At 48.8% G+C, this 12045-nt stretch carries 11 protein-coding genes and 1 pseudogene; 5 read left to right on the top strand and 7 right to left on the bottom strand.

Annotation, left to right across the window (positions count from 1 at the left end; all coding sequences use genetic code 11):
- The 7 genes and pseudogenes from HAL07_RS01355 to secG all read right to left on the bottom strand — a co-directional run.
- On the bottom strand, positions 1 to 1338 hold the full coding sequence (locus tag HAL07_RS01355) for a M16 family metallopeptidase (RefSeq protein ID WP_053941735.1): 1338 nt from the start codon (positions 1336 to 1338) through the stop codon (positions 1 to 3).
- On the bottom strand, positions 1335 to 2360 hold the full coding sequence (gene pyrD / locus HAL07_RS01350) for a dihydroorotate dehydrogenase (quinone) (RefSeq protein ID WP_053944834.1): 1026 nt from the start codon (positions 2358 to 2360) through the stop codon (positions 1335 to 1337). Before pyrD ends, HAL07_RS01355 begins: the two co-directional genes overlap by 4 nt.
- Positions 2357 to 4360, bottom strand: a complete 2004-nt coding sequence (ppk1, locus tag HAL07_RS01345; RefSeq protein WP_156295912.1) for a polyphosphate kinase 1 — start codon at positions 4358 to 4360, stop codon at positions 2357 to 2359. The genes pyrD and ppk1 overlap by 4 nt, the downstream gene beginning before the upstream one ends.
- A 42-nt stretch (positions 4361 to 4402) precedes the next feature.
- Positions 4403 to 4816, bottom strand: coding sequence for an RDD family protein (locus tag HAL07_RS01340; RefSeq protein WP_053941738.1), 414 nt, complete (start codon positions 4814 to 4816; stop codon positions 4403 to 4405).
- Between the two features lie 5 nt (positions 4817 to 4821).
- Positions 4822 to 5421: an orotate phosphoribosyltransferase gene (pyrE, locus tag HAL07_RS01335; RefSeq protein WP_053941739.1), complete on the bottom strand. Its 600-nt coding sequence runs from the start codon at positions 5419 to 5421 to the stop codon at positions 4822 to 4824.
- A gap of 2 nt (positions 5422 to 5423) precedes the next feature.
- Positions 5424 to 5981, bottom strand: coding sequence for a ribosome recycling factor (gene frr, locus HAL07_RS01330; protein WP_053941740.1), 558 nt, complete (start codon positions 5979 to 5981; stop codon positions 5424 to 5426).
- Positions 5982 to 5987: 6 nt separating this feature from the next.
- Positions 5988 to 6452: pseudogene (gene secG, locus HAL07_RS01325) on the bottom strand (preprotein translocase subunit SecG); the annotation flags it as partial.
- Between the two features lie 83 nt (positions 6453 to 6535).
- Here secG and HAL07_RS01320 point away from each other — a divergent pair.
- From HAL07_RS01320 to purM, 5 genes are read left to right on the top strand one after another with little or no spacing between them, the layout of a single operon-like run.
- Positions 6536 to 7246, top strand: a complete 711-nt coding sequence (locus HAL07_RS01320; protein WP_053944832.1) for a methyltransferase domain-containing protein — start codon at positions 6536 to 6538, stop codon at positions 7244 to 7246.
- The gene (gene trpS, locus HAL07_RS01315) at positions 7243 to 8223 is read left to right on the top strand and encodes a tryptophan--tRNA ligase (protein WP_053944831.1); all 981 of its coding nucleotides are present in this window, start codon (positions 7243 to 7245) and stop codon (positions 8221 to 8223) included. The genes HAL07_RS01320 and trpS overlap by 4 nt, the downstream gene beginning before the upstream one ends.
- On the top strand, positions 8220 to 10004 hold the full coding sequence (locus tag HAL07_RS01310) for an extracellular solute-binding protein (protein WP_238374455.1): 1785 nt from the start codon (positions 8220 to 8222) through the stop codon (positions 10002 to 10004). The genes trpS and HAL07_RS01310 overlap by 4 nt, the downstream gene beginning before the upstream one ends.
- Complete coding sequence (locus HAL07_RS01305; protein WP_053944830.1) at positions 10004 to 11068, top strand: microcin C ABC transporter permease YejB; 1065 nt, start codon at positions 10004 to 10006, stop codon at positions 11066 to 11068. The genes HAL07_RS01310 and HAL07_RS01305 overlap by 1 nt, the downstream gene beginning before the upstream one ends.
- The gene (gene purM, locus HAL07_RS01300; protein ID WP_053941745.1) at positions 11068 to 12045 is read left to right on the top strand and encodes a phosphoribosylformylglycinamidine cyclo-ligase; all 978 of its coding nucleotides are present in this window, start codon (positions 11068 to 11070) and stop codon (positions 12043 to 12045) included. The genes HAL07_RS01305 and purM overlap by 1 nt, the downstream gene beginning before the upstream one ends.

The following is a 12045-nucleotide window of genomic DNA, read 5'->3' as shown; positions in this document are numbered from 1 at the left end:
TTAGGGCTTTAGCGTGACAACGCTGTAAGCTTCATCTCTGAAGTATTCATTAGCCACCCGCACAATGTCTTTGATCTCTAGGGCTTCAAACTCTTCCTCGTAGTGGGCGATGTCCTCGATCTTGCCCTGTGTCAAATACTCGGCAAACATCTCTGCGACATCCGAAGAATCCTCTAATCCGGTGATGAAATCCACGCGATTATTGATCTTGACCTTATCTAATTGCTGTTGGGTAACCCCTCCGTGCTTAATGTTGTCTAGGATCGCCAAGATTTCCTTTTTAATTTGGGCTGCCTCGACATGCTGGTTTGCCCCCGCAAGAAACAAAAACACGCTCGCGTCTTTAAGCTCCATGTTTTGGGCAAAAACTTGAGAGGCTAGGCGTTTTTGATCGATGAGGGTTTTGCGCAACAAACTGCTGTCCCCCTCAGCCAAGAGCTTGGCTAGGGCGTTTAAAGCGACTTGATCTTTGTGGGCAAAGGGGGGGACTTTCCAGCCGATCGCTAGCCACTCTAAAGAGAGATCCTTTTTGTGAATCACGGTTTCGCGTAGCCCGTTTTGGATAGGCTCTTGCATATAGACCTCAGGGATGGGAGCTTTGTTTCCATTGGGGATATTTGCAAAGTGCTTTTTGGCTTGCTCAAAGACTTTTTTAGGGTCTAAATCCCCCACCACTAATAAAATGGCGTTTTTGGGCTGGTAGTAAGTGGCGTGAAAATCCCTAATGTCTTGGATGGTCCAGTGCTGTATGTCTTGCATAAAGCCGATGGGAGTCCAATGGTAGGGGTGATAAACAAAGGCAGTGTTAAAAAAGCGAAAATACAAATAACCCAAAGGCGAGTTGTCCGTGCGCCACAATCTTTCTTCGGCGACCACTTGTCTTTCGGGCAAAAACTCATCCTCTTTGAGCTGCAAAGACCCCATCATCTCGGCGAACAATTCTAGGGATTTGTCTAGATTCGCGTTGCTCGCCTTGATAAAATAGCGGGTGTTGTCAAAGCTCGTAGAGGCGTTGCTGATCCCTCCAAAGCCCTTGACGATGGTGTCAAACTCGCCCTCTTTAAGGTGCTTGGTGCTTTTAAAGCTCATGTGCTCGAGCATGTGGGCGATCCCGCTCTTTCCCATGTGTTCGTTGCGCGAGCCAACTTTGTAGAGCAAATCCACCTCAATCACCCCACTTTTATTCGCCAAAGGCACAGCCACCACCTGTAAGCCATTTTCAAGGGTGGTACTCTCGTAGTGGGGTAAGTACGTACGTACACTCAGCTTTTCCGTTGCTTGCATATGAAATCCACCTAGTATTAAAATTAAAACAAAGAAACGACCCAAGCCCTTCATCTTTTTTGTCCGATCCCAACAGCCTCATGGATTGAGCTCAACCCATCTTGTTGCAATAATTTTACTATATCTTGGTTTATTTTACAACAAATGGCGGGGCCTTGGTAGATAAAAGCCGTGAAAATTTGCACAAAATGGGCCCCCATTTTGATGCGTTCATAGGCTTCTTTACCATCGCTAATCCCCCCCACCGCCACCAAGATGGCCCGCCCAAAAAACGCCCTAGCCACCTCTGCAAACACTGCCCTAGCCTTGTCTTGCAGTACCCGTCCGCTAAGTCCCCCACTCGATCGCACCCCGGGCAATAAAGAATAATCTATGGTGGTGTTTGTGGCAATGATCCCCTTTGCGCCCGCCTTTAAAGCCCTTTCACACACCCCCAAAAGCGCATCTGTGGGCATGTCAGGGGCGACCTTTAAGAACAAGGGCTTGTGTGTGCGCTCAACTGCCATGCTAAAGAGCTCGCCCACAAAAGCTTCGTTTTGTAAATCTCTTAAATTCGGGGTGTTGGGCGAGGAGAGATTGAAGACATAGTAATCCCCCACGCCAAGACTTGCGCTCAGTGCCTTTTCATAATCGCTCAGGGCATTTTCTAGGGGGGTGTCTTTATTCTTGCCTAAATTCACACCAATGAGGCTAGATAAGGGGGGCAAATTCTCCAGTCTTTGCACTGCCTTTAACACCCCATCGTTGTTAAAGCCCATGCTGTTTTGCAGGCTTTGCTCCTCAATGTAGCGAAACAACCTAGGTTTGGGGTTGCCTGGCTGTGGTTTAGGCGTGAGCGTACCCACCTCTATTACGCCAAAGCCCAGATGGCTTAAACCCGCTAACATCGTGGCGTTTTTGTCAAACCCAGCGGCTAGGCCTATGGGGTTTGGCAGACTAAGCCCTAAAATTTCTTGAGCCAAAAGAGGGTTTGGCACTTCTAGGCTGTGGGGAAGTTTGCCCCAAACTTTTAAACCACACTCCACTAAAGCGTGGGCCCTTTCAGCCTCTAATTTAAAGAGCCATTTAGGAGTCATTTGATGTTGCTCACAATCTCTTCATACAGGATTTGGGCGTTTAAGGGCGTGTTTGTGGGCGTTAGGCGGACATAATTGCCCCCCGTTTGCAGGGCGTAGGTTTGGGCATTGTCCTTAAGTTGTAGGTGCAAAATGTGCAGCATTTTTCTTTGGATCGCCTTAGAAGTGGCGGGTACAAACAATTCAACCCGTTTTTCTAAGTTGCGCGGCATCATGTCCGCGCTGGAAAAATACAGCTTGCTTGTGTCGTGGGCGAAGTAATAAATGCGGGCGTGCTCTAAATATTTACCCACAATGGAGAAAACACGGATATTTTCACTCACCCCCTTAACCTGTGGGCGCAAACAACAAATCCCCCGCACCAGTAGATCGATTTTCACCCCCGCTTGCGAAGCTTGGTACAGACAATCGATGATGTCTTTATCCACAAGTGCATTGGCTTTAAAAATGATCCGCCCCTTGTGTTTAAAACTCATTTCGCGGGCAATCGAATCTAAGACCTTGGACTTGATTTGTCTAGGTGCCATAAAGAGCGTGCTTAAATGTGTCCGCGCGCTCACACCCGTGCCTAGAGAGTGGAAAAGTTTTAGGGTGTCATGCGCGATTTTAGGGTTGGCACTAAGTAGGCTCAAGTCCGTATAGACCTTGGCCGAAAGCGTGTTGTAATTGCCCGTGCTGACATGGACATATTCTTTTAGGCTCTCGCCCACTTGGCGCACCACTAATGCCACTTTGGCATGCACCTTTAAATGAGACACCCCATAAATCACATGTGCTCCGGCATTTTCTAGCGCTCTAGCCCAGTGTAAATTATTCTCCTCATCAAAGCGGGCTTTGAGCTCAACAAGCACGCTCACTTGTTTATAAGGGGCTGCCTCTGTGAGGGCTTTGACAATGGGCGACTCTTTGCCGACTCGATATAAGGTCATGCGGATGGCCACGACATTTTTATCTGCTGAAGCGTGTTGGATAAAGCGCACGATGGGGTCAAAACTTTCATAGGGGTGGAATAGCAAAATGTCTTGCTGATCGAGCAGATCAAAAAATGCCTTGCTGTCTAACAAATCAATGCCATTTAGGGGGGGCAAAATTTTGGGCACAAAAACAGGGGCCTTTAAATGGGCGTATTCCTTGCGCCCGACCAACTCCCACAGCCGCCCCAAATCCAATAAAATGCGACTCGGGTGCAAAGTAACGCCGGGCATTTGGGCGCTTAAGATTTGGCGTAAATGCGCGTTCCCCCCGCCCACCTCTAAGCGCACCGCCTCCCCCCTGTCTCTAATCCTTAGCTCCTCGCTGATGCGATCGACTAGGTCATGCCCCTCGTCCTCAATGATCTCCATGTCCGCATCGCAGGTGATGCGAAACGCCATGCTCTCTAAAATCGTGTAGCCCTCAAACAACAGCGGGGCGTATTTTTGCACGATCTCTTCTATCGCCACAAACACGCCCGTATCCATCTTAACAAAGCGCTTGAGCAACGAGGGGATTTTAATCGCTCCATAGACCATCTCCCCCTCCCCCCGCTCTAAGGCCAACACCAAACCAAAGCTTAGATTGCGCACAAAGGGGAAGGGGCGGTTTAAATCGAGCAAAGTTGGTACAACGATGGGATAAAGGTGTGTGTGAAAGTAATCTTGCAGTTTTGGCAAGTATCTAGCAGGCAAGCTCGCCACGCTTTTTAGACTCAAGCCCTGCTTGCTTAGGGTCTCTTTTAGGCTTAAAAATTGCTTTTGCACGATTTTTTGCTCTGTGGAGACATAGGCGTGTATGCGCTCTAGCTGTTCTCTGGGGCTCAAACCATCTAGGCTTGCGGTCGCCATGTTGTTGTCGGCTAGGTGCTTTAAACCCGCCACACGGATCATGTAAAACTCGTCTAAATTGGTCCCATAAATGGCCAAGAATTTTAACCGCTCCAACAAGGGCAACCTCTCATCGCAGGCTTGGTCTAAAACCCTCGTGTTGAATCTAAGCCACGACAATTCTCGGTTAAAATACACAGCTTTCTCCACGCAATAAAAGGAGCATTCTAACCAAAAGAATTAAATCTTTTGCATATCCGTTTGGCACAGCGCATCGTGTAAAAGCCTATTTTTTGGGCTAAACAAGGGCAGAAGCAGGCCCACAAGTGTACTTGCCACAAAAAGCCACACAAAAAAGCGCAACAACGCCCGCCAAAACCCCACTTTGTTGTTGGTTTTAGCGCACACTAATTTTAAGCCAACATAACGTAGTCCCGGGGTCTGTCCGCTCACGCTTAAAAAGAGAGCCGAAAGCAAGCCAAATCCGCCCACGCAGGCAAAAACCGCCATTTGATTTTCTCTAAAAGCTTGAGCCGAGCCTAAAATCACATAAGTAACAAAATACAAAAGCGGGGTGTAGAGCATAAACACGTCCGTAATGAAAGCTTTGATTCTCTCCAGCCCGTGCAAGGCTTTAAAATTTTGCGCCCACACGCCCTTTAATTGCCCCGACTGCCCGGTTTGATGGCTTGGCTGTGGGCGCACAGCGGGCAGTTTTCAGGCGCATACATGTCAAAGTTAAAATCTGCGAGGGCAAAGAAGGGCAAGTTTGGCAATTTACACGCTTCTTTGTGTGCAGGCTTTAAGCCCCTTTGGCAAATGCCCCGATTGGCTAGGCTTGCAAAGCCCACCACCTGCGCGCCTAGACTTTCCACGCAAGCTGCTGACTCCATTGCCGATCCGCCCGTGGTGATGATGTCCTCACAGACTAAAATTTTCTCCCCCTTTTGCACGCTAAAGCCCCGCCTTAAACACATAGCCCCTTGCACCCGCTCGGTGAAGATAAAGCGCACCCCAAGAGCCCTTGCCAGCTCATAGCCGGCTAAAATCCCCCCCAAAGCCGGCGCGCAAATCGTGTTGATCTCTAGGTTAGATTTTTGTATCTCTGTGGCCAAAGCGTGGGCCAATTTAGACGCAGTGGCGGGGTCTTCTAAGACTTTAGCCGATTGCAGGTAAAAATTAGAGTGGTTGCCGCTAGAGAGCAGAAAATGTCCTTCTAAGAGCGCCCCGCAGTCGGTGTAAATTTTGCGAATATCCATGCCTAGACCTTTAGGACCTCTTCTTCTTTGGCTTTGGTGTGCTCGTCAATCTTCTTAATGAACTCATCGGTGTATTTTTGCACTTCGGCTAAAGCCCTCTTGTTCTCATCTTCGCTAATGGCTTTGTCTTTTTCTAGCTTTTTGATTTGGTTGTTCGCCTCTTGGCGGATGTTGCGGATCGCGACCTTTGCCTTTTCGCCCATCGCCTTTGCATCTTTGGCAATCTCTTTGCGTTGCTCCATGGTCATGGGCGGGAAAAAGAGTTTGACATTTTCGCCATCATTGCTAGGATTGACCCCGATATTTGCCTCTTGCAAAGCCCGCTCAATGTCCTTTAAAAGCCCCCTCTCCCAAGGGGTGATCGTGATGGTTGAAGCGTCTGTGGCGATGACGGAGGCGACTTGGTTTAAGGGTGTGGGGGTGTTGTAGTACTCCACACGGACATGATCGACTAGGCTAATGGAAACCCGCCCGCTTCTTAGGGTTGTGAAGTCTTTACTCAAGGCTTGCAAACTCTTTTGCATTTGCTCCTTGGTGTGCTTGTAAATCTCGTTTAACATGGATTAGTCCTTTTTGTCTTGTTTGGTTTCTGTGTCTTTTTTGGGAGCACTTTTTGGCGCGCTCTTGTGCTCGGGCAAAGAGAGCGGGGTGTGCTTTTCTTTTTTAAGCGGCACAGCTAGAGGGTTTTCGGGGGCTTTGGGGATCAATAAAGGGTTGCTTAAGGGGCTGTTTTGTGTGGGGTTTTTAGGCACTAAGGGCACGAGGGGGGCAACTTTAGGCGCGCTGTCGATCAAGCTGATGTTGTACTCCCTATTGTAGAAGTAGCCTAGCGCGATGGTGTTGCTTAAAAACAAAAAGCCTAAAACCATCGTGAGCTTTGCCATGAAACTTGCAGGGCCCTTGGCTCCAAAGAGCGACTCGTTGCTCCCGCTATAAGCCCCAAGCCCGATGCTCGAGCTCTTTTGCAACAAAACGACAATCACAATCAACACGGCCAGTACAATCTGTAAGACCAAGAACAGACTACTCAACACACGCTCCAAAGTGCAAGGATTAAATGGCGATTTTAGCAAAATTTTATTAAAATTAGGACTTTAGCATTAAAGGGGGCTTTGTGGGTGAAGCCGTGCGCCACTCTTTTAGCAAGAGTGCCAAAACTTATGCATGTTTTTCTAGCGTGCAAGATTGCATCATTAAGCGCTTGCTCGCCCCTTTAGCTCCCGGGTTTTACGCTCGGGTGCTGGATTTGGGCTGTGGGAGTGGCAATGTGCTAAGAGCACTGCCTGATTTGGGGCTCAGAGTGGGGGAGTTTGTGGGGCTAGACATTTCAGCCTCCATGCTTGCCATGCACCCCACGACTAGCCTTGTGGCCCAGAGCGTGCGCTTAGAATGTGCGGACTTTGAAAAAGCGGATTTTGCGCCAAGCACGCTAGTCATAGGCGCGTCTTCCTTGCAGTGGGCGCAGGATTTAGCCAAGGTGTGTGGCCGTTTGGCGCAAAGTTGCCAGCAGGTGGCTTTAGCCATCCATACCGCTGCCAGTTTGCGCGAGTTGCATGCCTTTTTAAACACCCGCTCGCCTTTAAGGGGGGCTAAAGAGGTGTGTAGCATTTTAGAGCAAAGTTTTAAGGGGTTTAAACAGACCATGTGGGTTGAAACATTTAAACAAGAATTTACAGATAGAGAGAGTTTTTTAAAACAACTCAAATTGAGCGGACTTTTGGGCGGGGGTGGCTTGCCCTACCATAAGGCAAAGGCTTTAAAGTTACACGCCCCCTACGCCGCTTTAAGCTATGAAGCGGTGTTTTTCTTAGGACAGCACACATGAAAGCTAGAGTTTTTTCAGGGATTCAGCCCACCGGGGGCGTGCATTTAGGCAACTACCTAGGGGCGATCAAACAATGGGTGCAAGCCCAAGACATTTACGAAAACATCTTTTGTGTCGTCAATGCGCACGCCATCACCATCCCCAAAGATCCTAAAGAGTTGCGCCAACAAAGCTTAGAAATGGCCACACTCTTACTGGCGTGTGGCATTGACCCGAAAAAGTCCAGTCTATTTATCCAAAGCCAAATGGACGAACACGGGGCTTTGGCGTGGCTGTTAAATTGCGTGGCGGGCATGGGCGAGCTTCACCGCATGACGCAATTTAAAGACAAGAGCGCCAAGCAAGAGCAGGTGAGCGCGGGGCTATTTACCTACCCTGTGTTAATGGCGGCGGACATTTTGCTCTACCAAACCAACGCCGTGCCCGTGGGCGAAGATCAAAAGCAACATTTAGAGCTCGCACGAAACTTAGCCCAAAGGTTTAACCGCGACTTTGGCAAGTGCTTTGAAGTGCCCGAGCCTTTGATCGCTGCAAGTGGGGCTAGGGTGATGGGCTTAGACGACCCCACGATAAAGATGAGTAAATCGCACAAAGCCCCTTTGCACGCCCTGTTTTTGCTAGACACCCCGGATTTAATCGCTAAGAAAATTAAAAAAGCCACCACCGACTCTATAGGTGTGGTCGCCTTTGACCCTGAGCGCCCCGGCATATACAACTTGCTAGGCATTTATGAGAATTTAAGCGGACAGAGCCCAGCGCAGATAGAAGCCGAATTTCAAGGCAAGGGCTATGGGCATTTTAAAACGGCTTTAATTGAGCTTTTAAGCACCACTTTAAAACCCATACAAGAGAACTACCAACGCCTACAAGAAAACCCCGACTATGTCAAACAGGTGCTCGATGAGGGGTGCGCTAAGGTGCGCCCCATCGCCCAAGCGACCTATGCCAAAGCCAAAGAGCTGATGGGCTTGGCGTGAAACTTTTAGCGTGGGCGTTGTGTGGGGTGTGGCTAGGTGCCACCCCTTTTATCGCTTTGGGTGAAAGCGCAAAGTACCAGCACAACTTCACGCATTTTAATTACGCCAACCCGAACGCCCCCAAGGGCGGACTTTTAAAAAACTACGCTTTAGGCACTTTTGATAGCCTCAATCCCTTTTTACTCAAGGGCACAAAGGCAAGTGGGCTAGAGCTTGTTTATGACACACTCTTGGCCCAAAGCCTGGATGAACCCTACGCCCAGTACGCTTTAATCGCCAACGACATCCAAGTGGCGAAGGACAATTCTTATGTCATTTTTGGGATCGACAAAAGGGCCAAATTTAGCGATGGCGTGGCGATTTTAGCCAGCGATGTGAAATTCAGCTTTGACATTTTAATGCAAAAGGGCAGCCCCGTTTTTAGGCAATACTACCACGACATTCAAGAGGCGGTGGTGCTTGACAAGTGGCATGTGAAATTCACTTTTAAAAACACCCACAACCGCGAATTGCCCCTCATCTTAGGGCAACTGCAAATCTTGCCTAAACACTTCTTTGACACCCACGACTTTAACAACCCCCTATTAGTGCCCGTGTCTAGCGGACCCTACACCATTAAAACCTTTGCCCTAGGTAAGCAAATCACCTATGAGCGCAACAAAAACTATTGGGCTAGGGACTTGCCCGTGCAAAAGGGCTCATACAACTTTGACTTGGTGCGTTTTGACTACTACAAGGACGACTCGGTCGCTTTGCAAGCCTTTTTAAGCGGGGCTTACGATTGGCGTTTTGAAAGCACGGCGAAGGTGTGGGCTAGGGGCTATGTGGGCAAGGGCATATCTAGCGGGCGTATCCATAAAGTCTTATTCAAGCATGCCTTGCCTTCTGGCATGCAGGGCTTTTTTATGAACACCAGAAGAGAGCTTTTTAAAGATATAAAAGTGCGCGAAGCCCTCTTTTACGCCTTTGACTTTGAGTGGGCGAATCAAAATCTCTTCTTCTCGCAATACAAACGCACCAAGAGTTATTTTAGTAATTCGGTGTTTGCCTCTAGCGGTTTGCCACAAGGGCAAGAATTGCAAGATTTAGAGAAGTTTAAATCTGAGTTAGAAAAATACAACCCGCGCATTTTCACCACGCCCTATTTAGTGCCCAGCACCAATGGGCCCATCAAGGTGGGCTACAATCGGCGCGAGAATTTAAAACACGCCCAAGCCCTGCTTAAGCAAGCGGGCTATGTGGTGGTGCATGACCAACTCGTCAATGCCAAAACCCATAAACCCTTTGTTTTCACTATGTTACTCAATAATGAAGCCTTTGAAAGATTGGCCCTAGCCTATGCCAAAAACTTAAAGGTTTTGGGAATCACCATGCAAATCCAAAGGGTGGATTTGAGCCAATACATGGGGCGGGTGAAAAAATTTGACTACGACATGGTGGTCGGCAGCATCGGGCAATCCTTGTTCCCGGGCAATGAGCAACGCTATTTTTGGGGAAGTGGCAGCGCCACGCAACCAGGGAGTCAAAATTATTCGGGCATTGCCAACCCAGCCATTGATGGCTTGATTGACATGGTGATTAAAGCCAAAGACCGCCCCAGTCAAATATCTGCTGTGCGGGCACTAGACAGAGTGCTGCTGTGGGGCTTTTATGTGATCCCCCACTTCCATGCCCCCTTTTGGCGCATCGCTTATTGGGATAAGATCGCCATGCTCAAAAACCCCCCCTATGGCTTTTCGCCCTATTTGTGGTGGGATAAAAATTTAGAGAGAAAGCCCTGATGCTTTTTTACACCCTAAAACGACTCTTGCTTTTGATCCCCACTTTATTTGGCATCATCACCTTAAATTTTTTCATCATACAGGGCGCGCCGGGCGGGCCTGTGGAGCAGATGATGGCAAGACTCACCAACGCCACCAACCAAGAGAGCAAAACTTTAAATTTGAAAGAAAGCCAACTAAATGAGAGTCGCTACAAGGGGGCACAGGGCATGGATAGCGCGCTTTATCAGGAGCTGACAAAACTCTATGGCTTTGACAAACCCCTTTGGCAACGCTATGTCCTCATGCTGAAGAAATACCTTTGCTTTGACTTCGGGCAGAGTTTTTACCGCCAAATCAGCGTGGTGGATTTGATTAAAGAAAAACTGCCCGTATCTATCTCTTTGGGTTTTTTCAGCACGCTTTTAATTTATCTCATCTCTATCCCGCTTGGCATTCTCAAGGCACGGCGCAACAATTCAGGCTTTGACATGGCTAGCAGTGTGGCGGTGGTGGTGGCTAACGCCATCCCCTCTTTTCTCTTTGCGCTCGTGCTGATCGTGTTGTTTGCCTCGGGCACTTATTGGCACATTTTTCCCCTAAAGGGGCTAGTCAGTGACAATTTTGACAGCTTAAGCACCCTTGGCAAGATCAAAGATTATTTATGGCACATCGCCCTGCCCGTGCTGTGCATGAGCATCGGGGGCTTTGCCAGCCTCACCCTGCTTGTGAAAAACTCCTTTTTAGATGAAATGGGTAAGCTGTATTTAATCACGGCTAGAGCAAAGGGGGCGGGGGAGAATCGCATTTTTTACGGGCATGTTTTTAGAAACGCTATGCTCTTAGTCATTGCCGGATTTCCTAGCGCATTTTTGGGGGTGTTTTTTAGTGGGAGTTTGTTGATTGAGATCATCTTTAGCTTGGACGGGCTAGGGCTGTTGAGCTTTGATAGCTTGATTAACAGAGATTACCCCGTGGTTTTTGGCTCGCTGTATATCTTTACGCTCTTGGGGCTTTTGGTTAATCTCATCAGCGATTTGACCTATGCCCTTGTCGATCCACGCATTGACTTTGAGCGGCGCTAATGGTTAGGACTTACCAGCAAAGCGGGGTGGATTTAGACAAGGCACAGGCACTGATACAAGCCATCGCCCCTCTAGCCAGCCAAACCTATAATGAAAGCGTGTTGCAGGGCGTGGGCGGATTTTTTGGGGCGTGTGCTCTGCCTAGTGGCTACAAAGAGCCGGTACTCATCTCTTGCACCGATGGCATAGGCACAAAATTAAAGCTTGCCAAAGAAGCGCACCAACTTTATAACTTAGGGCTAGACTTAGTGGCAATGAATGTCAACGACTTGATCTGTGCCTTTGCCAAACCCTTATTTTTCTTGGATTACTTTGCCACAAGCAAGCTAGAGCCCGCCCAAACTTTGGCCTTGATCGAGGGCATGGCTTTTGGGTGCAAAGAGTCGGGCTGTGCGCTCATCGGCGGAGAGAGCGCGCAAATGCCGGGGGTGTATAAGGCGGGGGAGTTTGATTTGGCGGGCTTTTGTGTGGGGCTGGCGGAGAAAAGCGATTTAGCCAAGAAAGACAAGATTAAAGCGGGGGACATTTTAGTGGGCTTTAAAAGCAGTGGTTTGCATAGCAATGGCTTTTCTTTAGTGCGAGAGATTTTAAAGAGCAAGCCTAAAAACGCCCCGAGCCTAGCAACTCTTTTAACCCCTACAAGGCTTTACACGCCCTTGCTCGCCCTGAAAGACAAAATCCACTCCCTAGCGCACATCACCGGGGGCGGATTAAAAGGCAACCTTTTGCGCATCTTGCCCGCTCACTTAAGCGCGCAAATAGAGTTAAAAGCCCTGCCGCGCATGCCCGTGTTTAACTGGCTCTTAGAGCATATAGACTTTAGCGAGTGCTTGCGGGTGTTTAATATGGGCGTGGGGATGGTGGCGCTTGCCCCACTTGAGAGTTTAGGGGCTTTGATGAGAGCGGGGGGGTTTTACTTAGGTGCGCTCCATACGGGGGGGCAGAGTGGGGCGCAAGAAATTACATTTGTGGAGTGA

The sequence above is a fragment of the Helicobacter ailurogastricus genome (genome assembly GCF_001282945.1).
GTDB lineage: Bacteria > Campylobacterota > Campylobacteria > Campylobacterales > Helicobacteraceae > Helicobacter > Helicobacter ailurogastricus.
The sequence above is the reverse complement of the archived record's forward strand: the minus strand, read 5'-3'. Positions and strand labels throughout refer to the sequence as shown.

What these genes read in the sequence shown, in the direction of transcription:
- frr (WP_053941740.1), bottom strand. Translation starts at nt 5,981, where the DNA reads ATGTTAAACGAGATTTACAAGCACACCAAGGAGCAAATGCAAAAGAGT.
- pyrD (WP_053944834.1), bottom strand. Translation starts at nt 2,360, where the DNA reads ATGACTCCTAAATGGCTCTTTAAATTAGAGGCTGAAAGGGCCCACGCT.
- HAL07_RS01305 (WP_053944830.1), top strand. Translation starts at nt 10,004, where the DNA reads ATGCTTTTTTACACCCTAAAACGACTCTTGCTTTTGATCCCCACTTTA.
- purM (WP_053941745.1), top strand. Translation starts at nt 11,068, where the DNA reads ATGGTTAGGACTTACCAGCAAAGCGGGGTGGATTTAGACAAGGCACAG.
- pyrE (WP_053941739.1), bottom strand. Translation starts at nt 5,421, where the DNA reads ATGGATATTCGCAAAATTTACACCGACTGCGGGGCGCTCTTAGAAGGA.
- HAL07_RS01355 (WP_053941735.1), bottom strand. Translation starts at nt 1,338, where the DNA reads ATGAAGGGCTTGGGTCGTTTCTTTGTTTTAATTTTAATACTAGGTGGA.
- trpS (WP_053944831.1), top strand. Translation starts at nt 7,243, where the DNA reads ATGAAAGCTAGAGTTTTTTCAGGGATTCAGCCCACCGGGGGCGTGCAT.